The organism is Nocardia sp. NPDC051750 (assembly GCF_044453135.1).
Classification (GTDB): domain Bacteria; phylum Actinomycetota; class Actinomycetes; order Mycobacteriales; family Mycobacteriaceae; genus Nocardia.
Genome location: NZ_JBITCK010000002.1, coordinates 119,198 through 138,052 on the forward strand (window position 1 = coordinate 119,198; position 18,855 = coordinate 138,052).

The window sequence follows — 18,855 nt, forward strand, 5'->3', positions numbered from 1 at the left end:
CTGTGACGTCCTATCTGTGACGTGAGCACGGTCGATCCACGGCTCCCGTCGCGGGTATGCCTGCGGCGCCGTATATTCGGCCACTGCCGGGCCTCGCCCGGCAATGCCGGCGGAACTTGGTACGCGAGAGGCAGAAGTCATGTTGCAGGCCGGGGACGAGTTCGAGGATTTCATCATTGTAAAAGTTCTCGGGGCCGGGGGAATGGGGGTGGTATACCTGGCCCGGCATCCACGTCTCGAGAGCCTGGTTGCCTTGAAGGTCCTCAACGAAGCACTCGCCGCGGATCCGAAAGCCCGGGACGCGTTCGAGCGTGAAGCCGGCCTGGCCTCGGGACTCGACCACCCCAACATCGTTCCGGTTCACGACCGCAGTAAACGCGGCAACCCCCGGCTGTGGCTGTCGATGCGCTACATCCGTGGCGGTGACGCCAACGCGCTCCTGGCCGGGTCGCCCCGCGGCCTGCCCGCCGAACAGGCCCTTCAATTGATCGTCGACGCCGCCGCTGCGCTGGATTACGCCCATGAGGAGGGGGTGCTGCATCGGGACGTCAAACCCGCGAACCTGCTGATCGAATACGATGCCCGGCACGAACGGCGCGCTCTGCTCACCGATTTCGGTATCGCCCGCACACTCGGCGATACGGTCACCGTCTCAGGCGTCAACGGGACCGTCGCGTATACCGCCCCGGAACGATTCCTCCTGCAATGCGCCGACCACCGCGCGGACATCTACTCGCTCGGCTGCACTCTCTTCCAGCTTCTCACCGGTCGGTTGCCCTTTCCCCCGGAGGAGTTCGCCAATGTCATCGGGGCGCACATCAGCGAACCCGCACCGTCCCTGCGCCGGTTCAGGCCGGATCTGCCCGCCGCCCTCGACACCGTGATCGCGACCGCTATGACCAAGGATCCCAGCACCCGCTACGGGTCCTGTCACGAACTCGCCACTGCCGCGTCGTCCGCCATCGCCGGCGCGACGGTCGCGGCAGCCGGCGCCGCTACTTCCGAGGACGCGCCGACGGAGGTCGTCCGGGCCGCTGCTGCCTCCAGCGCTCCGGTAGTACCGGACATCAGTGGGCCGGACAGCCCGCGATCCTCCGTCCGGAAACGGGCTTCCGGGTGGCTGCCGCGCAGGCCCGTCACTGCCGGGCTCGTGGTGGGTTCGGTTCTGGCCGTCGGTCTCGGTGCGGCGTTTCTCGCGCCACAGGTGATGGGCGCGGATCCGGCCGGGACGAGCGGCGCCGCTACCGACGTGGCCGCGACGGTCACCCCTCCGGCGGCTGGTCCGAGCGTCGTCGCGACGGTCCCCGTGGGGCTCTCGCCCGGGGGCGTTGCTGTCGACTTCGCTTCTCACACAGCCTATATCGCCAACTTCGGCGACAATACGGTGTCGGCGATCGACATCACCACCGATACGGTCACGGCGACGGTGCCGGTCGGTCTCTCGCCGCACGGCGTGGCCGTCGACCCGGGCAACCGCACCGCCTACGTCGTCAACTACGGCGATGACACGGTGTCGGTGATCGATATCGCCACCAATGCGGTGAGCGCCGTCGTTCCGGTCGGTGACTCGCCGGGCAGTGTGGCCGTCGACCCGGGCACCCATACCGCGTACGTCGTCAACTTCGGCGACAGAACGGTGTCGGTGATCGACACGTTGTCCGGCAGCGTCACCGGTACGGTGCCCGTCGGGGATACGCCGCAGGGAGTAGCGGTCGACCCGATCACCCGTACTGTCTATGTCGTCAATTTGCGCGACGGCACGATGTCGGTGATCGACGGGGCCACCCGCAGTGTCACCGCCACGGTAGCGGTCGGGAGGTTTCCGAACGGGGTGGCCGTTGATCTGGGCACCCGTACCGCTTATGTCGTCAACTACGGTGACCGTGCGTTGTCGGTGATCGACCTCGCTGCCGGTACGGTCACGGCCACAGTGTCGGTCGGTACCAATCCGCATGCCGTAGCCGTCGATTGGAACACCCGGACCGCCTATGTCACCAATATGGGTGACGACACGGTGTCGGTGATCGACCTGGCCACCAACACGGTGACCGCCACCGTGCCGGTCGGTGATCGCCCCGGCGGCCTGTATCTCGAACCCGGTACCCGGGCCGCCTATGTGACGAACTTCGGCGACAGCACAGTGTCGGTACTCGCCCTGTAATGCCAGGCACCGGAACCGATCGGCTACTGCGCCGGTGTTGCCGAGCCCGCACGCAGATCGGCGACGACCACGGGGACGATATCGAGCAGTTCGGGCTCGAACTCGCCGCTGATCGGGCGCATATTGCAGAGGGTGGCCACCAGGTAGACCCCGCGCGGGGTATCGGTGAACGATCCAGTGACCTGTCCGGTCTCGGAGGCGAATTGGATCCGCGGTCCCGCGGTGATGGCGCCGTCGGTGATCAGGCGCTGCAGCAGGTCGTACGCGTCGATTTCGCGGCCGCTGAGGGTCTCGACGGCGGCGGGAGCGAGGATGGGCGCGGCGACGGCGGTGTTCACCAGGACGGTGGTGCATTCACCCCGGATGACCGGGAACGTGTCCCGCCGATTGGGGACGTTGTCCACGGTGTAGTCGATGGTGGTCCCCGTGACCGTCGCGGCGAGGGCGATCGGCGTCCGGGTGTCCTGGGCGGCGGCCACGGCCGGGAAGATCGCGGCGAGCACAGTCAGCACGAAGGCAGCGACGGCCGCGCCGATGCCGATACGGAAGAAGCTGGACCGCACCATGGACCTCTCCTCTTCGTCAGATGAGCAAACGCTAACAGAAAGAGGCTGGTCAACGTGGTATTCGAGCCGGGACGTCGGGCGGTCGGCGGACTTGTCGCGGCGGTGTGCGGGACGCCCCGGGGCCCGAGTGGTCTCACCGCCGGTGTGGAGTGTCGCTGACGACTCGGATACCTCGGTGCCGATGGGCATTCCGGGCAGAAGCGATCGGATGGATCGCGCCGTGGCCCACATCGGCTTCGGGTGCGCATACCCGGCTCGACTCGTCCGCACCCGCCCGTCAGATGATTCCGATCCGGTGTGTCGGTTCCGATTCGGGACGGTAGCGTGCCGCGCGCCCGGGTGCTCGGGGCCTTCTCGGCCGCCGGACATGCCGGCGCGTTCCTCGGGCCGCCGGCACCTGTTGTCATTTAATACGCGTCCGCATACTATCTATTAATGCTTATTAAAATCGGGTCCGGAAGCGACCTTTTCAGGCGAGTCGCGTCATGACGGCCCAGCCCTTCGCGGAGGGCACCGTGCTCATGCCGTGGAAACCGGGCCCGCGCGAGGAAGCGACGGGCTCGGTGTTCGTCAGCGTCACGGACTTCCTGGCGGGATCGGAGGAGGAGGTCCAGCAGATCTACGCGCAGGGAATGGAATTGGGGGACACCTGGCCTGTTCTGCACGGGGCGGTCGGCGTCTGGTTGTGGGGCCGACCGGCGCAGCGGCGTGGCGGGTCGATCTCGGTATGGGATACCGAGCGGGATATGCGCCGCTTCGTCCGGTGGCCCGTCCACGCCCGGATCATGCGTACCTGGCGCGGGCGCGTACAGGTCGCCACGGATTCGTGGCGGACTGATCGATTCGATATCGAGGAGACCTTGGTCCGGGCCGGGAAGACGATCGACGCCCCGCACCCCGGCGCCTGAAGTCTAGGTTCAGGAGAGGCGTTCGAAGACCGCGGCGAGGCCCTGGCCGCCGCCGATGCACATGGTTTCCAGGGCATAGCGGCCTTCGCGGCGGTCCAGTTCGCGCAGGAGGGTGGCGAGGATGCGGGCGCCCGTCGCGCCGACCGGATGACCGAGGGAGATGCCAGAACCGTTGGGGTTGAGGCGGTCGTCGTCGGGTTCGAGCTTCCAGCTGCGCAGGACGGCGAGGGTTTGGGCGGCGAAGGCTTCGTTGAGCTCGATGACCGACATATCGTCGAGGGTCAAGCTGAGGCGCCCGAGGGCTTTTTCGGTGGCGGGGACCGGGCCGATGCCCATGGTGCGCGGGGGGACACCCGCGACCGCCCAGGAGGCGAGCCGGGCGAGGGGGCGCAGGCCGAGGGCGCGGGCTTTTTCGGGGGTGGTGACGATGCACAGGGCGGCGCCGTCGTTCTGGCCGCTGGCGTTACCGGCGGTGACCGTGGCCCCGGGGTCGGCTTTGCCGCGGATGGGGCGCAGTTTCGCGAGGGCTTCGACGGTGGTGCCGGCGCGCGGGTGTTCGTCGGTATCGACGACGACCGGGTCCGATTTGCGTTGCGGGACAGCGACTCCGACGATCTCCTCGGCGAACCGGCCGGACTGCTGGGCGGCGACCGCACGCTGATGGGACTGCACCGCGAGGGCGTCCTGGTCGGCGCGGCTGATCGAGAATTCGGCACGCAGGTTCTCCGCGGTTTCGATCATGCCGCCGGGGACGGGGAAGTTCTTACCGCCGGCGGTGACGCGGGCCCGGGCCAGCCGGTCGTTGAGCGCGATCCCCTCGCCTTTGACGCCCCAGCGCATACCGGTGGCGTAGAACTCGGCCTGGCTCATGGATTCCGTGCCACCGGCCAGAATCAGATCGCTGCCGCCGGTGGCGACCTGCATGCACGCCTGCAGCACCGCCTGCAGGCCGGAGCCGCAGCGCCGGTCCACCTGCAGGCCCGGGATCTCGACACCGAGACCGGCGTCCAGGGCCGCCACCCGGCCGATCGCCGGGGCCTCGCCGTTGGGGGAGGCCTGGCCGAGGATGACGTCATCGATCTGCTCGGCGGGCAGGCCGGTGCGGGCGACCAGTTCGGTGATCAGCGTCGCGGCCAGGGTTTCCGGGGCGATGTCTTTGAACACTCCGCCGAATCGGCCCACCGGTGTGCGCAGGGGTTCGCAGATGACAGCGTCGATCATGGGAGATTCCTTCGTGGTGCTGGGTTTTCAGGAGTGGTTCTGGACGCGGGCGAGGTCGGTGCTGATGGCCGACGCGGTGGCCAGCAATGGCGGCAGCAGATCGGCGCGGACGCTGTCGGCGGTGTAGCGGGCGGCGTGGGTGGAGATGTTCACGGCGGCGCAGACGGTGCCGGTGTGGTCGCGGATCGGGGCGGCCATCGAGCGCAGGCCCTGTTCGAGTTCCTGGTCGACGAGGCAGTAGCCGGCTTCCCGGGTGCGGTGCACCTCGTCGCGGAGTTTGCCGGCGCTGAGGACCGTGCGGTCGGTGAGCGGGGTGAAGGTGACCTTCGCCAGGTACTCCTCGAATGCACTCTCCGGCAGGCCGGCCAGCAGGACCCGGCCCATCGATGTGCTGAAGGCGGGGAAGCGGGTGCCGATCGTGATCGACACCGTCATGATCCGGCTGACCGGTACGCGGGCGACGTAGACGATATCGTCGCCGTCGAGAATGGAGACCGATGTCGATTCGTGTACCTGATTGGCCAGCGATTCCAGGTGCGGGCCGGCGACCTCGGGCAGGCTCAGGCTCGACAGATAGCTGTAGCCGAGTTCCAGTACGCGGGGGGTGAGCCAGAACTGGGAACCGTCGGTGCGGACATAGCCGAGTTCCACCAGGGTCAGCAGGAAGCGACGCGCGGTCGCGCGGGTCAGGTCGGTGGCTTTGGCGACCTCGCTGAGTGTGCGGCGCGGGTTCTCGGCGTCGAAGGCGCGGATGACGGCGAGGCCGCGGCCCAGCGATTGCACATAGTCGGGGGAGGGTTCGGTCATGGTCGGGATGTTTCCTCTGCACTCGAGGACCCGGCCGGGGGGGCGTCGGTCGGCTCGGGCGCTGCGTCTCCGGTGGGTGCGCCGTCGGCGAGCAGGCCCTCGGCGAGCGCCGCCTTGCCGAGTCCGAAGGCGAGGTTACTGTTCGGCACACCCGCGTAGACCGCGGTGTGCAGGAAGACCTCGGCGAGCTCGTCCGGTGCCACCCCGGCCCGGAGGGCTGCGCGGATATGCATATCCAGCTCGTGGGTGTTGCCGACAGCGGTGAGGACGGCGAGGGTGAGCAGGCGCCGGGTGTGCTGGTCCAGGCCGGGCCGGCTCCAGACATCGCCCCAGGCGGTGCGGGTGATGAAATCCTGGAACGGCGCGGTGAAGTCGGTGGTGCCGGCCACGGCGCGGTCGACATGGGCGTCGCCCAGGACCGCCCGGCGCACCCGCATCCCCTGATCGAAGGCCGCGGTGCGTTCGCCCTGGCCGGCGATATGGCCGGTGAGGAGCGCGGTGACCGGTCCGGCCTGTTCGACACTGGCCAGGTGGGCGGCCGGATCCAGTACGTGCAGAACCGAATTCGCGATACTGTCGGCGAGTCGGCGCATATCGTCGGGTGTGGTGGCCGGGTCCTGGGCGCCGGCGATCACCAGCGTGGGTGCGGTGATCCGGGCGAGATCGGGGCGGCTGTCGAACTGCGCGAGGGCGCCGCAGCAGGCGGCGTAGCCCTCGTCCGTGGTGGCTTCCACCATGGCGCGGCTGCGGGCGATCAGGCCGGGATCGCGTTCGGCGAGCCCGGCCGTGAACCAGCGGCCGACTACGGCGTCGGCGATAGAGCCGGTCCCGTCGGCGCGGACCGCGGCGGCCCGGTCGAGCCAGCTCTGCGTGGTGCCGAATTTCGCGGCGGTGCACAGCAGGGTCAGCGTGCGGACCCGGGCCGGCGCGTGGGCGGCGATCCACTGGGCGACCGCGCCGCCGAGGGAGAGTCCGACCAGGTGTACCGCGTCGCGTCCGAGGCGGTCCAGCAGGGCGAGTACATCTCCGGCGAGGTCGGCGATCGTGGGGTCGCCGGTACCGATGGGGGACCGGCCGTGACCGCGCAGATCCACGGCGACGACCTCGTGGTCGGCGGTTAGCGCGGCGACCTGCGGATCCCACATCGACCGGTCCGAACCGAGAGACCCGAGCAGTACGACCGTGGGTGCGGTCGCGGGACCGGTGGACCGGTAGGAGAGTTCGACGGTCGCGGTCGTCGAATCCGCGGTGGCGCCCATATCACTTGCTCCGTTCATTTGCCGACAGTTCCGTGCGGAATGTCCGAGGCACGGCCGTTGCCGCGGGCATTGCGCAGGCCGGCCGGGTCATGGTTGTCGTGGATTCTCTGTGGACCGGCCGAGTCATGGTTGTTGCCGCGGGTTCTGCGTGGACCGGCCAGTTCACGGTTGTCGCGGCGGGTCTTGCGTGTAGTGGCCGGGCTACCGCTGCCGGCGAAAGCTCCGCGCACCGGGCGCGGCCGACGGTTGTCGTCGTGCGGGCCCGGTGCAGTAACTGGGTGCAGCGACCGGGTCACGATTGTCCGGGTTTGCTGTTCGCCGGCGGGGGCAAGGGTTCCGGGGCATCGCCGCGTTCGTCGAGGACCCGCGCCACCAGATCGGCGGCATGACCCAAATATCCTGCGGGGTCGAGTAATTCGCGTACCCGGTCGGCTCCCAGATATTCGATGATCGTGGGGTCGGTATCCAGTGCCGGCGGATGCGCGGTGGCGGCGGCGGTGACGATATCGCGGGCGCGGTCGGTATGTTCGGCCAGTGCCGCGGTGACGCGTTCGGCCAGCAGCAGCCCCCCGGTGACGGCGAGATTCTGGGCCATCGCCACGGGGTGGACCTGCAAACCGGTGAGGCTCTGGGCGAGCCGGTGGGCGGCGCCGCCGGTGAGCCGCAGCAGATCGGTGACGGTTTCCCATTCGGCATGCCAGGCGCCGGCCGCGCGCTGCAGTTCGTGGTCCATCGCCCCGAGTGCGTCCGCCACCAGTCCGGGGACCCGGCGGGCGGCGGCGCGGGCGGTGATCGCGGCGATCGGATTGCGCTTGTGCGGCATTGCCGAGGAACCGCCGGGGGCGTCCTCGCTGACCTCGCCGAGTTCGGTGGCCGACAGCGCGACGATATCCGTGGCGATCTTGCCGACCGCTCCGGCGGCGATGCCGAGCGAGGTGGTGAGTTCGGCGATCGGGGTGCGGTCGGTGTGCCACGGGATGCCCTGTGGTGCCAGTCCGAGTTCCGCGGCCAGCGCGTCGGCGACAGCTGGTCCGTGCGGGTACAGCGCGGCGAGTGTTCCGGCGGCTCCGCCGAATTGAACGGGGAGGTCGGCGAGTGCGGCGGTGACCACGCCCGCCGCCCGGTCGAGGGCCTTGCACCAGCCGGCCGCGAGTGCGCCGAAGGTGGTGGGTAAGGCCTGTTGTCCCAGCGTGCGGGCGGCCATGGGGGTGCCGCGGTGCGTCTGCGCGAGATCCGCCGCGGCATCGGCGGCGGAGCGTAGATCGTCGACGATCAGGGCGCCGGCGCGCTGGGCGAGCAGAAGCAGCGCATTGTCGAGGATGTCCTGGCTGGTGGCGCCCTTGTGGACGGCGGCGGCCGGAACACCCGCGGGTGCGCAGGCTTCGCGCAGCCTGCGCACCAGCGGGATCACCGGGTTGCCGCCCGCGACCGCCGCCGCCCCGAGTTCCGCCGGGTCGAGCGTGGCGGCGAGTTCCGGTCCGGCGGCGTCGATGGCTGCCGCGTGCCCCTCATCGAGCACGCCGGCCACCGCTTGGGCACGGGCGAGTGCGCATTCCACCCCGACCAGCGCGCCGATCCAGGCACGGTCGGACAGGGCGGCGCCGAGGTCGGCCGCACCGAACAACGGGTCGAACAGCTCTCCACGGGGCACGCGTACTCCTACAGGTAGAAGAACGGCGTCTCGGCGCCGTCCGGGTCGGCGTCCTGCAGCACGATATCGAGGTGGTAGCCCTCGGCGGTGGCCGTCGCGATCAGCTTGTGCCGCTGGGTTTCCGGCAGCGCGGCCAGTACGGGATCGGTGTCGTTGGCGGCTTGTTCGTCGGGGAAGTAGAGCCGGGTGATGGACCGGTTGAGCATGCCGCGTGCGAAGACCGTCACGTTCAGATGCGGTGCCTGGGCCGAGCCGTCACCGACCGGGACGGCGCCGGGTTTGACGGTGGTGAACCGGATGGTGCCGGTGGTGTCGGCGATGCCGCGGCCGAAACCGCGGAATGCCGGGTCGGTCTGCGGGCGGGGATCGTCCGGGTGCTCGAAGACACCGTCCCGGTTGGCCTGCCAGACCTCCACCATCGCGTCGGTGACCGGGTTCCGGGCGCCGTCTATCACCGTCACTGTGACGGTGATAGACCCATCGGTACCCGGCGCAACCACATCGGGTCCGTCGGGCCAGGGCAGTCCGATATGGAGATACGGTCCGACGGTCTGCGACGGGGTCGGCCCGAACTCCACGGTGGTGAAATCTCCGGGGATCACGGGGTAGCGAGGCGCGAATTCGGTCTCACTCATCGTCGTGGTCCTCCTCTTCGAAGGGGGTGGCGTCGCGACCGCGCAGCACGATGTCGAAACGGAAGCCCAGTGCCCAGTTGTCGGTGGTGGCGCCGTAGTCGAACACGCTGACCATGCGCTGGCGGGCGCCGTCGGGTACCGAGTTGTAGATCGGGTCCTGGAAGAACATCGGATCGTCCGGAAAGTACATCTGGGTGACCAGACGCTGGGTGAAGGCGCGCCCGAACAGGGAGAAATGGATATGCGCGGGACGCCACGCGTTGTGGTGGTTACCCCACGGATAGGCACCCGGCTTGATGGTGGTGAACGAGTAGTGGCCGTCGCTGTCGGTGAGCACGCGGCCGACCCCGTCGAAATGCGGGTCCAGGGGAGCGGGCCACTGGTCGCCCTGGTGCCGGTAGCGGCCGGCGGCATTGGCCTGCCAGACCTCGATCAGGGTGTTGGGCACCGGTTTGCGGTCGCTGTCGAGGACGTGCCCGTGGACGACGATCCGCTGACCTTGCGCTTCACCGTCCCGGGCCAGGGTCAGATCGGCGTCGGCCTCGGTGATGCGGCCTTCGCCGAGTACCGGGCCGGTGAGTTCACCGAGCCGCTGCGGTAGCAGGAGCAGCGGTTGTTTGGGGTGGCGGAGGGTGGTGGTGCGGTAGTCGGCGAAGTCGAGCGGAGCTTCCTCGTTCTTGTCGATACCGCGGTACCGCGGTGGCAGTTGGAGCATGCGCGCGACCTCGCGTTCGGGATATGGACATTGTTTCGGTATGCGAACAGCATAGGACTCGGTGGCTACCGGATCAATGGCCGCTCGTAGCGTTCACTATACGCACATGAGTTCACAATCCGTACAAAAATGGCTACTGTGGAGTGCGTGATGGACAAAGTCATTGCCTCAGCCGCCGAAGCGGTCGCCGATATCCCCGACGGTTCGTCACTCGCCGTCGGCGGATTCGGGCTGGTCGGAATCCCCGAAGTGCTCATCAACGCGCTGCTCGACCAGGGTGCCGCGGATCTGGAGGTCGTCAGCAACAACTGCGGTACGAACGGGTTCGGCCTCGGTGTGCTGCTCGCGGCCCACCGCATCCGCCGCACCATCAGCTCGTACGTCGGGGCCAACGAGGAATTCGCGCGCCAGTACCTGTCCGGCGAACTCGAGGTCGAACTGACCCCGCAGGGCACGCTCGCCGAGCGGATGCGGGCCGGCGGCGCGGGTATCCCGGCGTTCTTCACGCCCGCCGGCGTGGGCACCCAGGTCGCCGAGGGCGGTCTGCCGTTGCGCTACGACGGTGCGGGCGGGGTCGCCGTGGCGAGCCCGCCGAAGGAGACCCGGGAGTTCGACGGTGTCACCTACGTGCTCGAACGCGGGATCGTCACCGATTACGCCCTGGTCCACGCGTGGAAGGGCGATCGGCACGGCAACCTCGTCTACCGCGCCAGCGCCCGCAATTTCAATCCACCCGCCGCCGCGGCGGGCCGGATCACCATCGCTCAGGTCGAGCATCTGGTGGAACCCGGCGAACTCGACCCGGATCAGGTGCACACCCCCGGAATCCAGGTCCAGCGGGTCGTGCCGGTCGGCAAGGTCGAAGTAGGAATCGAGAACAGGACGGTGCGCGCATGACGATGACCCGCGAACAGATGGCGGCCCGCGTCGCGGCCGAGCTCGAGGACGGACAGTACGTCAATCTCGGCATCGGGATGCCGACCCTGGTGCCCAACTATCTGCCCGACGACATCACCGTGGTCCTGCACTCGGAGAACGGTGTCCTCGGGGTCGGGCCGTATCCGACCGAGGACGAACTCGATCCGGAACTGATCAATGCGGGCAAGGAAACCATCACGGTGCTGCCCGGTGCTTCGTTCTTCGACTCCGCGCAATCGTTCGGCATGATCCGCGGCGGGCAGGTCGATGTGGCCGTACTCGGCGCCATGCAGGTCAGCGCCCGCGGTGACCTCGCCAACTGGATGATTCCCGGCAAGATGGTCAAAGGTATGGGCGGGGCGATGGATCTGGTGCACGGAGCGCGCCGGGTGATCGTCATGATGGAGCATGTGTCCCGGGCCGGGGCACCGAAGATCGTCGAGGAGTGCTCCCTGCCGCTGACCGGTCTGGGCTGCGTGAACCGGATCATCAGCGATCTGGCTGTTCTCGATATCACCGAGAACGGGCTGGTACTGGTCGAGACCGCGCCCGGGGTGACGGTCGACGAGGTCCGGGCGGCTACCGGTGCGGAGATCGAGGTCGCCGCGGAGCTGTCGCAGCGAGTCGGCTGAGCGATGCCGTCAGTGGTGCGCCGGCCGGGTTCACAGCGCCGGCATACGTGTCATCGCGGTCCGGATCACCTCGAGAAACCACTGCTGCGGACCGCCGCGACCCGGCGCGTGCCGCGTATAGGCCGCCACCGCGACCGGTTCGATCGGCCACGGCAGGGCGAAGATCCGCACCGCATGCGTCCGGGCCAGCGCCCCGGCAACCCGCTCGGGCACGATGGCGACCAGCTCACTGTCCTGCACCACATAGGGCAGGGTCGCGAATCTGGTGACCCGCACCGCGATCCGCTCCTCGAGCCGATGGTCGACCAGGGCCTTGCGCGGGCCGGTATGCCCGGTCGCACCGTCGACCACCACATGCCGCTCCCGTTCGAGCTCGGCCTGATCCGGGCTCGCGCTGCGCAGCCGGGGGTGGTCGGCGGCGACCATTCCGGCGTACCCCTCGGTGAACAGGACCGTCCGGCGCAGCCGCGGCGAATCCAGGACCGGGCTGGCCACGATCGCGTCCATTTCACCGCGGGCCAGTTGATCGGTGGCTGTTTCCAGGTCGAATGCCCGGACACGCAACCGAGCCTGCGGAGCCTGCGCCGACAGTTCCGCCAAGACGAGCGGGAGCACCGTCACCTCGCCCAGGTCGGAGAGCCCGAGGGTGAACTGGGTCGGCCGATCCGGGTCGAATTCCGTTGTGGTGCCGAGTGTTTCGGTGACATCCGCGAGCGCGCGGCGCAGCGGCGGATACAGCCGTTCGGCCGCCGAGGTCGGGGTCAGGCCGCCGGGACCGCGAACGAATAGCTGGTCGTCGAGGCGGCGGCGCAATTTGCCCAGGCCGTAGCTGACGGTCGGCTGGGTGACGCCCAGGAGGTCGGCGGCGACGGTCACGCTGCGGGTCTCGTAGAGCAGCACGAAGGTGCGCACCAGGTTCAGGTCGAAATCCGGCATAGATCTCCTCTATGTGATGTCAGAAAATCATCTATTGGATTTCTGAACAGCGTGAGCCTAGCGTGAGTGCCATCACAGCCCGGGCCGACGCTACGGCCCGTTGATCAGAAATGAATCCCCCACCATGAACAAACTACTGTCGTGGCCGGCTGCGCTCTGCTGGCTCACCGTGCTGCTCGACGGGTACGACCTCGTCGTCCTCGGCGCGGTCATCCCGACCCTCATCGACGAGAACCACATCGGTTTCACCGCCGCGAGCGCCACCTTCGCCGCGACGATCTCCCTGGTCGGCGTGGCCATCGGCGCCGCCGGGGTCGGACCGCTGGCCGACCGTTACGGCCGCCGCTCGGTGCTGCTGGGCTCGATCCTGCTGTTCTCGATCTTCACGATCGCCGTGCCGTGGGCCGGTTCGATCGGGGTGTTCGGTGCCTTCCGGCTGCTGGCCGGCCTCGGGCTCGGCGCGTGTATGCCCACCGCGCTGACCTTCATGGCCGAACATATGCCCGCCTCGCGCCGGGCGTTCGCCAGCACCTTCACCATGACCGGCTACCACTTCGGTGCGGTGTCGGCGTCGGTGCTCGCGCTCTGGCTCATCCCGAGCTGGGAGATTCTCTTCTACATCGGTGGCGTGGCCGGGTTGCTGCTGCTGCCGCTCATGTGGTTCAAACTGCCCGAGTCGGACGTCTACCTGGCGGTCCAGGGGAAGGCCGAACGGGTCAGCCCGATGGTCGTGCTGCAGCCGAAATACCTGCGGATCACACTCGGCGTCTGGGTCGGATCCTTCATGGGCCTGCTGCTGGTCTACGGCCTGAACACCTGGCTGCCGAAGCTGATGCGCGATGCCGGATACAACATGTCCACCTCGCTGACGCTGCTGCTGGTGCTGAATATCGGCGCGATCATCGGCCTCGTGGTCGCGGGGACACTCGCCGACCGCCGCGGCACCAAACCGACGATTCTGCTCTGGTTCGGCGCCGCCGCGGTACTGCTCGCGTTGCTGAGCATCAAGGTGCCCAGCACGCTGCTGCTGAACGCACTGGTGCTGATCACCGGGATCTTCGTGTTCTCCGCCCAGGTGCTGGTCTACGCCTATGTGACCCAGGCCTATCCGGCCGAGGTCCGAGCCACCGCACTCGGGCTGGCCGCCGCCGTCGGCCGGCTCGGCGCCATCTTCGGCCCGAGTATCACCGGTGCGCTCATCGTCTCGGGGTCGGCTCATCCGTGGGGCTTCTACTTCTTCGCGGTGGTCGCGGCGCTCGGATTGCTCGCGCTCGCCACGGTGCCGCGGCTCGCCGCCCGGCAATCGAATCCACCCGCCGGAATCTCCGGCCCCGACGATCTGAAGGAGTACGCCCTATGAACGCCACCCGCACCCAGGTAGCCATTGTCGGGGCGGGGCCGGCGGGGCTGCTGCTCTCGCATCTGCTGCACCGGTCCGGGATCGACTCGGTCGTGGTCGATATCCGCAGCCGGCACGAGATCGCCACCACGATCCGGGCGGGCATTCTCGAGGCGGGTTCGGTGCGCACCCTGGTGGACACCGGCGTCTCCGATCGCGTGATCACCGAGGGCGACCGGCACGACGGCGTGGTCCTGCGATTCGGCGGGGAGAACCACCGGATCGACTTCCAGGAACTGGTCGGCGAATCGGTGTGGCTGTACCCGCAGAACGATGTGTTCGTCGATCTGGCCGCCCGCCGGGAAGCCGATCAGGGCGATGTGCGGTACGGCGTGGCCGATACTGCGGTCGATATCTCGGGTGAACGTCCCGTGGTCTCGTTCACCGGCGCGGACGGCCGCCCGGCCCGGATCGAGGCGGACCTGGTGGTCGGCGCGGACGGTTCCCGTTCCGTCTGCCGTAAAACCTTCCCGGCGGGCACCCGCAGCGAATGGTTCCGCGAATACCCCTTCGCCTGGTTCGGTTTCCTCACCGAGGCGCCGCGGTCGCACGAGGAGCTGATCTACGCCCATTCCGAACACGGGTTCGCGCTGGTCAGCCAGCGCACTCCCACCGTGCAGCGGATGTATTTCCAATGCGCGCCCGATGAGCGGCCCGAGGAATGGGACGACGACCGGGTCTGGGCGGAGATGCGCCGCCGGGTCAACGGCAACGGCTTCGAAATCCAGGAGGGGCCGATCAGCTCGAAGATGGTGCTGCCCTTCCGGTCCTTCGTCACCGCCCCGATGCGGCACGGCCGGTTGCTGCTCGCCGGTGATGCCGCGCACACCGTTCCGCCGACCGGCGCGAAAGGCCTGAACCTCGCGCTCGCCGACGTCGAGGTGCTGCACGAGTCGATCACCGACTTCCTCGCCGGCGGCGGTGACCGGGCGCTCGACAGCTATACCGAGCGGGCCCTCGACCGGGTGTGGAAGGCCCAGCACTTCTCGTACTGGATGACCACCATGCTGCATTCCGTCGACGGTGCCTCCCCGTTCGATATCGAACGCCAGCGCGGGGAACTGTCGCTGGTCACCGGATCCCGGCACGGTTCGGCCTACCTGGCCGAGGCATACACCGGATGGCAGCCCGCCCGCTGACCGGAAACCGCTGTCCGCGCGGAGATTTCGCGTGACACCGCCGCCTGTGGCGGCAGCGACGCGATACTGGTTCCCGCGAGCCGGCAACACACGCACCGCGACCCACAGGAGTTGTCCATGACCACCACCGCCGATCCGGCCACCACCGCGTGGCACGGTGCGCTGTTCGACGGCGCCTTCCGCCCGGCCGCCCGGACGCTGCCGGTGATCGCTCCCGCCACCGGAACAACCATCGACACGGTCGGCGAGGCCGGCGCCGGCGACCTCGACCGGGCGGTGCGTTCGGCCGTTGCCGCGCAACGGGATTGGGCCTCCCTGACCTACGACAAGCGGGTGGCCGTGCTGCTGCGGGCGGCGCAGTTGCTGGGCGAGAACCCGGACCGGCTGGCATCCTGGCTGGTCGCCGAAGCGGGGTCGGGGCAGGGTAAGGCGGGGTTCGAAGTCGGGCTGGTGACCAGCGAACTCCAGGAGTCGGCAGCCCTGGCTTCGCACCCGTACGGGGAAATGCTGCGCTCCGGTAAGCCCCGGTTGTCGGTGGCCCGGCGGGTTCCGGTGGGTGTGGTGGGTGTGATCTCACCGTTCAACTTCCCGGGCATCCTGTCGATGCGCTCGGTGGCCCCGGCCCTCGCGCTGGGTAACGCGGTGATCTTGAAACCGGACCCCCGCACGCCGATCTCGGGCGGGCTGGCATTGGCCGAACTGCTCCAGGAGGCGGGGTTGCCCGCGGGTGTCCTGCACGTCCTGCCGGGTGGCGGCGAACTCGGGGCGGCGCTGGTGGAGCATCCGGAGGTCGGGTGCCTGTCGTTCACGGGGTCGACCGCGGCCGGTCGCAAGATCGCCACGGCGGCCGGGCCGCTGCTGAAGAAGCTGCACCTGGAACTCGGCGGCAACAACGCCCTGCTGGTGCTGCCGGATGCCGATGTCCAGGCGGCCGCCTCGGCGGGAGCGTGGGGGTCGTTCCTGCACCAGGGGCAGATCTGCATGACGACCGGCCGGCATCTGGTGCACAGTTCGATCGCCGAGGAGTATGTCGAGACGCTGGTGGCCAAGGCGAACCACCTACCGGTCGGCGACCCTGCCGACCCGGGCAATGCGCTCGGACCGATCATCGACGCCGGCCAGCGCGATCGGGTCCACTCCCTGGTGACCGCCGCCGCCGAGGCGGGCGCGACGGTCGCGGCCGGCGGGCAGTACACCGACCTGTACTACCGGCCGACCGTCCTCACCGGCCTCGACACCGATAATCCGGCTTGGAAAGAAGAGATCTTCGGACCCGTGGCACCGGTTCTCACCTACGACACGATCGATGAGGCGATCGAGATCATCAACGCCTCCGAGTACGGGCTCTCGGTCGGCATCCTCACCGCCGACGCGTACAGGGCGTTCGAACTGGCCGACCGGATCGTCTCCGGGGCGGTGCACATCAACGATCAAACTGTCGACGACGAGGCCCCGATCCCGTTCGGTGGCCTGAAAGCCTCCGGTGTCGGCGGCCGGTTCGGCGGGCCCAGTGCGAACCTCGACACCTTCACCGAAACCCAATGGGTGACAGTGCAATCCGAGATCCAGCGCTACCCTTTCTGATCGAGAACCGCTGAACTCGCCCGCCCGCGGCGAGCCCGCCCCGGCCCGGCGCCGGGTCCCCGGGTGTGCCCGCCGCCGGGTACACCGCCGGGTCAGCGGGTGGCCGTCGCACCCTCCGGATGGACCGGATGCTTGCCCTCGGCGAACTCCTCGACGATTTTCGCGCAGAAAGCCGGCAGGTCGCCGGGATTGCGGCTGGACACCAACCCGTGGTCGGTGACCACCTCCTCGTCTACGACAGTGCCGCCGGCATTACGGATATCGGTCCGGACACTGGGGTAGGAGGTGAGGGTGCGGCCGCGCACCACATCCGCCTCCACCAGCGTCCACGGTCCGTGGCAGATCACGCCGACCGGTTTGCCGGTGGCGAAGAAATCGCGGACGAAACGCACCGCGTCCGGATCCTGGCGGAGCTTGTCGGGATTCGTGGTGCCGCCGGGTAACAGCAGCGCGTCGAACTCGTCGGGGCTGCATTCGCCGACGACCCGGTCCACGGTGAAAGTGTCACCCTTCTCCACATCGTGGTTCATGGCCTGGATCTCTCCCGATTCCAGCGATACCAGGGCGGTACTGGCCCCGGCGTCCTCCACCGCGGACCGTGGCTGGACGAGTTCGACCTGCTCCACCCCGTCCGTGGCGAGCACTGCCACCCGCTGACCGGTCAGATTGTGCTGCTGGCCCATACCTGCTCCTTTCCCGAATACCGCGGGGTTGCGATCTGTGCGCGTCCTACCCGGGCGACAGCCGGTGAAACGTGATTGAGCGCCGCGAGGCCGGGTAGCCGGTCCGTGTCCCGCGCACAACCTGCGCAACGACAGAAAGGCATTCGAGGATGAACGTCCCGATCAAGAGCACACTCGACCCGGAACAGCAGCGGATCACCGGTGACGCCCTGCGTGCCAGTGTCGTCGACCTGATCGATCTGTCTCTGATCGCCAAGCAGGCCCATTGGAACGTACTCGGCACCCACTTCCGCTCCGTGCACCTGGCGCTCGACGAACTGGTCAGCGCGGCGCGTGAGTTCACCGACTCCACCGCCGAACGTGCCACCGCCATCGGGGTCAGCCCGGACGGGCGCGCCGCGACGGTGGCCAAGGAAGCGGCCGGGCTGGAATTCCCCGACGGCTGGCAGCAGGACACCGATGTCATCAACGCGATAGTCGATGTCCTCAGCACCGTGATCGGGCGCTTCCGGGAACGGATCGCCCTCACCGAGAAAGCCGACCCGGTCACCCAGGATCTGTTCATCGAGATCGCGGCCCGGCTCGAACAACTGCACTGGATGTGGCAGGCTCAGCTGTCCACCGCCTGATCCCGCGGGCGCGGCGCGCCCGGCCGGGTGGTGGCGGGCCGAGGCCGGGTGGTCGCACGGATCACCCTCGCGTCGCACCGGATGCCCGGTGCGGGAACAGGAGTGAGCGTGGTTCGGGTTTCCGGATCGCCGTACGGGGTGAGCCCGGGGCCGGACGGCGCCCTGTGGTTCACCCTGGCGGCCGAGGGCGCGATCGGCCGCTACGACGGCCGATCGGTCCGTACATATCCCCTCGATCCGCCCGGTGGGCAGCCGACGGTGATCGTGCCGGGACCCGACGGGGCCCTGTGGTTCACCGAATCGCGGGGCAACCGGATCGGCCGGATCTCCGGGGAAGGTGATCCGGCCTGGTTCCCGGCCGAATCGCCGTACGGTCTCACCGCCGGCCCCGACGGGGCGCTCTGGTTCACCGAACTACAGGCCGATCGAATAGGCCGGCTCGCCCTCGACGGTGAGGTCACCCGCTACCCGGTGGCCGGGATGCCGTCGATGATCACCACCGGCCCCGACGGCGCCCTCTGGTACACCCTCAACCAGGGCAATGCGATCGGCCGGACCGATATTTCCGGCGCGACGACCGTCCATCCGCTGCCCACCGCGCAGGCCATGCCGGTCGGTATCACGTCCGGCCCCGACGGTGCCCTCTGGTTCGTCGAGATCGGCGCCGGCCAGATCGGCCGGATCGGCACCGACGGCGAGATCACGGAATTCCCGCTCCCGGACCGCGCCGCCCGCCCACACGCCATCATCGCCGGCCCCGACGGCGCCCTGTGGTTCACCGAATGGGCGGCCTCCCGCCTCGGCCGGATCACCGTCACGGGCGAGATCACCGGAACCGAGCTACCGGGAGCGGAACCACACGGGTTGACCGTCGGCCCGGACGGCGTCATCTGGGTCGCCATGGAGTCCGGCAGCCTCGAACGAATCCCCTTGTAAGGTAACGCTTTCGCTGCCGAACTCGCAGGCGGTAACGGCGATCACCGACCGCGCTCGACCTTCTGCGACGGCCCGG

18 protein-coding genes are annotated in these 18,855 nt (G+C 68.7%); 9 read left to right on the forward strand and 9 right to left on the reverse strand.

Annotated elements, in window-relative coordinates; all coding sequences use genetic code 11:
- Positions 1-139: 139 nt before the first annotated feature.
- Entirely contained in the window at positions 140-2,161 is a 2,022-nt protein-coding gene (locus ACIA75_RS07880; protein ID WP_397101274.1) for a serine/threonine-protein kinase, read from the forward strand.
- Positions 2,162-2,184: 23 nt separating this feature from the next.
- Here ACIA75_RS07880 and ACIA75_RS07885 read toward each other — a convergent pair whose 3' ends face one another.
- Complete coding sequence (locus ACIA75_RS07885) at positions 2,185-2,727, reverse strand: hypothetical protein (RefSeq protein WP_397101276.1); 543 nt, start codon at positions 2,725-2,727, stop codon at positions 2,185-2,187.
- A gap of 485 nt (positions 2,728-3,212) precedes the next feature.
- Here ACIA75_RS07885 and ACIA75_RS07890 point away from each other — a divergent pair, with 485 nt between their 5' ends.
- Positions 3,213-3,635 (forward strand): hypothetical protein, encoded by a 423-nt coding sequence (locus ACIA75_RS07890; protein WP_397101278.1) that lies wholly within the window; start codon positions 3,213-3,215, stop codon positions 3,633-3,635.
- A gap of 9 nt (positions 3,636-3,644) precedes the next feature.
- Here ACIA75_RS07890 and ACIA75_RS07895 read toward each other — a convergent pair whose 3' ends face one another.
- The 6 genes from ACIA75_RS07895 to pcaH all read right to left on the reverse strand — a co-directional run bounded on the left by ACIA75_RS07895 (position 3,645) and on the right by pcaH (position 9,923).
- Positions 3,645-4,856: an acetyl-CoA C-acetyltransferase gene (locus ACIA75_RS07895; protein WP_397101280.1), complete on the reverse strand. Its 1,212-nt coding sequence runs from the start codon at positions 4,854-4,856 to the stop codon at positions 3,645-3,647.
- A 27-nt stretch (positions 4,857-4,883) separates the two neighbouring features.
- The gene (locus ACIA75_RS07900; protein WP_397101282.1) at positions 4,884-5,663 is read right to left on the reverse strand and encodes an IclR family transcriptional regulator; all 780 of its coding nucleotides are present in this window, start codon (positions 5,661-5,663) and stop codon (positions 4,884-4,886) included.
- Entirely contained in the window at positions 5,660-6,922 is a 1,263-nt protein-coding gene (pcaD, locus tag ACIA75_RS07905) for a 3-oxoadipate enol-lactonase (RefSeq protein WP_397103403.1), read from the reverse strand. Before pcaD ends, ACIA75_RS07900 begins: the two co-directional genes overlap by 4 nt.
- 292 nt (positions 6,923-7,214) lie before the next feature.
- Positions 7,215-8,573 (reverse strand): lyase family protein, encoded by a 1,359-nt coding sequence (locus ACIA75_RS07910; protein WP_397101284.1) that lies wholly within the window; start codon positions 8,571-8,573, stop codon positions 7,215-7,217.
- 8 nt (positions 8,574-8,581) lie between these two features.
- Positions 8,582-9,208 carry a protocatechuate 3,4-dioxygenase subunit alpha gene (gene pcaG / locus ACIA75_RS07915; RefSeq protein ID WP_397101286.1) on the reverse strand — a complete coding sequence of 209 codons (627 nt, stop codon included), beginning with the start codon at positions 9,206-9,208 and terminating at the stop codon, positions 8,582-8,584.
- Positions 9,201-9,923 (reverse strand): protocatechuate 3,4-dioxygenase subunit beta, encoded by a 723-nt coding sequence (pcaH, locus tag ACIA75_RS07920; RefSeq protein ID WP_397101288.1) that lies wholly within the window; start codon positions 9,921-9,923, stop codon positions 9,201-9,203. The genes pcaG and pcaH overlap by 8 nt, the downstream gene beginning before the upstream one ends.
- Before the next feature lie 150 nt (positions 9,924-10,073).
- Between pcaH and ACIA75_RS07925 the strand changes: the two genes are divergently transcribed.
- Entirely contained in the window at positions 10,074-10,820 is a 747-nt protein-coding gene (locus ACIA75_RS07925) for a CoA transferase subunit A (RefSeq protein WP_397101290.1), read from the forward strand.
- On the forward strand, positions 10,817-11,473 hold the full coding sequence (locus ACIA75_RS07930; RefSeq protein WP_397101292.1) for a CoA transferase subunit B: 657 nt from the start codon (positions 10,817-10,819) through the stop codon (positions 11,471-11,473). Before ACIA75_RS07925 ends, ACIA75_RS07930 begins: the two co-directional genes overlap by 4 nt.
- 30 nt (positions 11,474-11,503) lie before the next feature.
- Here the strand turns inward: ACIA75_RS07930 and ACIA75_RS07935 are convergent, their stop codons facing one another.
- Positions 11,504-12,409, reverse strand: coding sequence for a LysR family transcriptional regulator (locus ACIA75_RS07935; RefSeq protein WP_397101294.1), 906 nt, complete (start codon positions 12,407-12,409; stop codon positions 11,504-11,506).
- A 124-nt stretch (positions 12,410-12,533) separates the two neighbouring features.
- Here ACIA75_RS07935 and ACIA75_RS07940 point away from each other — a divergent pair, with 124 nt between their 5' ends.
- The 3 genes from ACIA75_RS07940 to ACIA75_RS07950 all read left to right on the forward strand — a co-directional run bounded on the left by ACIA75_RS07940 (position 12,534) and on the right by ACIA75_RS07950 (position 16,531).
- Positions 12,534-13,769, forward strand: coding sequence for an MFS transporter (locus tag ACIA75_RS07940; protein WP_397101296.1), 1,236 nt, complete (start codon positions 12,534-12,536; stop codon positions 13,767-13,769).
- Positions 13,766-14,947 carry a 4-hydroxybenzoate 3-monooxygenase gene (locus tag ACIA75_RS07945; RefSeq protein WP_397101298.1) on the forward strand — a complete coding sequence of 394 codons (1,182 nt, stop codon included), beginning with the start codon at positions 13,766-13,768 and terminating at the stop codon, positions 14,945-14,947. Before ACIA75_RS07940 ends, ACIA75_RS07945 begins: the two co-directional genes overlap by 4 nt.
- 117 nt (positions 14,948-15,064) lie before the next feature.
- Positions 15,065-16,531 (forward strand): aldehyde dehydrogenase family protein, encoded by a 1,467-nt coding sequence (locus ACIA75_RS07950; protein WP_397101300.1) that lies wholly within the window; start codon positions 15,065-15,067, stop codon positions 16,529-16,531.
- A gap of 92 nt (positions 16,532-16,623) precedes the next feature.
- Here the strand turns inward: ACIA75_RS07950 and ACIA75_RS07955 are convergent, their stop codons facing one another.
- Positions 16,624-17,214 (reverse strand): type 1 glutamine amidotransferase domain-containing protein, encoded by a 591-nt coding sequence (locus ACIA75_RS07955; protein ID WP_397101302.1) that lies wholly within the window; start codon positions 17,212-17,214, stop codon positions 16,624-16,626.
- A 149-nt stretch (positions 17,215-17,363) separates the two neighbouring features.
- Between ACIA75_RS07955 and ACIA75_RS07960 the strand changes: the two genes are divergently transcribed.
- Positions 17,364-17,843: a Dps family protein gene (locus ACIA75_RS07960; RefSeq protein ID WP_397101304.1), complete on the forward strand. Its 480-nt coding sequence runs from the start codon at positions 17,364-17,366 to the stop codon at positions 17,841-17,843.
- Positions 17,844-17,945: 102 nt separating this feature from the next.
- On the forward strand, positions 17,946-18,779 hold the full coding sequence (locus ACIA75_RS07965) for a virginiamycin B lyase (protein ID WP_397101306.1): 834 nt from the start codon (positions 17,946-17,948) through the stop codon (positions 18,777-18,779).
- Positions 18,780-18,855: the final 76 nt, after the last annotated feature.

What these genes read in the sequence shown, in the direction of transcription:
- ACIA75_RS07950 (WP_397101300.1), top strand. Translation starts at nt 15,065, where the DNA reads ATGACCACCACCGCCGATCCGGCCACCACCGCGTGGCACGGTGCGCTG.
- ACIA75_RS07935 (WP_397101294.1), bottom strand. Translation starts at nt 12,409, where the DNA reads ATGCCGGATTTCGACCTGAACCTGGTGCGCACCTTCGTGCTGCTCTAC.
- ACIA75_RS07940 (WP_397101296.1), top strand. Translation starts at nt 12,534, where the DNA reads ATGAACAAACTACTGTCGTGGCCGGCTGCGCTCTGCTGGCTCACCGTG.
- ACIA75_RS07895 (WP_397101280.1), bottom strand. Translation starts at nt 4,856, where the DNA reads ATGATCGACGCTGTCATCTGCGAACCCCTGCGCACACCGGTGGGCCGA.
- ACIA75_RS07960 (WP_397101304.1), top strand. Translation starts at nt 17,364, where the DNA reads ATGAACGTCCCGATCAAGAGCACACTCGACCCGGAACAGCAGCGGATC.
- pcaD (WP_397103403.1), bottom strand. Translation starts at nt 6,922, where the DNA reads ATGGGCGCCACCGCGGATTCGACGACCGCGACCGTCGAACTCTCCTAC.
- ACIA75_RS07955 (WP_397101302.1), bottom strand. Translation starts at nt 17,214, where the DNA reads ATGGGCCAGCAGCACAATCTGACCGGTCAGCGGGTGGCAGTGCTCGCC.
- ACIA75_RS07930 (WP_397101292.1), top strand. Translation starts at nt 10,817, where the DNA reads ATGACGATGACCCGCGAACAGATGGCGGCCCGCGTCGCGGCCGAGCTC.
- ACIA75_RS07900 (WP_397101282.1), bottom strand. Translation starts at nt 5,663, where the DNA reads ATGACCGAACCCTCCCCCGACTATGTGCAATCGCTGGGCCGCGGCCTC.
- pcaH (WP_397101288.1), bottom strand. Translation starts at nt 9,923, where the DNA reads ATGCTCCAACTGCCACCGCGGTACCGCGGTATCGACAAGAACGAGGAA.
- ACIA75_RS07945 (WP_397101298.1), top strand. Translation starts at nt 13,766, where the DNA reads ATGAACGCCACCCGCACCCAGGTAGCCATTGTCGGGGCGGGGCCGGCG.
- ACIA75_RS07925 (WP_397101290.1), top strand. Translation starts at nt 10,074, where the DNA reads ATGGACAAAGTCATTGCCTCAGCCGCCGAAGCGGTCGCCGATATCCCC.
- pcaG (WP_397101286.1), bottom strand. Translation starts at nt 9,208, where the DNA reads ATGAGTGAGACCGAATTCGCGCCTCGCTACCCCGTGATCCCCGGAGAT.
- ACIA75_RS07880 (WP_397101274.1), top strand. Translation starts at nt 140, where the DNA reads ATGTTGCAGGCCGGGGACGAGTTCGAGGATTTCATCATTGTAAAAGTT.
- ACIA75_RS07890 (WP_397101278.1), top strand. Translation starts at nt 3,213, where the DNA reads ATGACGGCCCAGCCCTTCGCGGAGGGCACCGTGCTCATGCCGTGGAAA.
- ACIA75_RS07885 (WP_397101276.1), bottom strand. Translation starts at nt 2,727, where the DNA reads ATGGTGCGGTCCAGCTTCTTCCGTATCGGCATCGGCGCGGCCGTCGCT.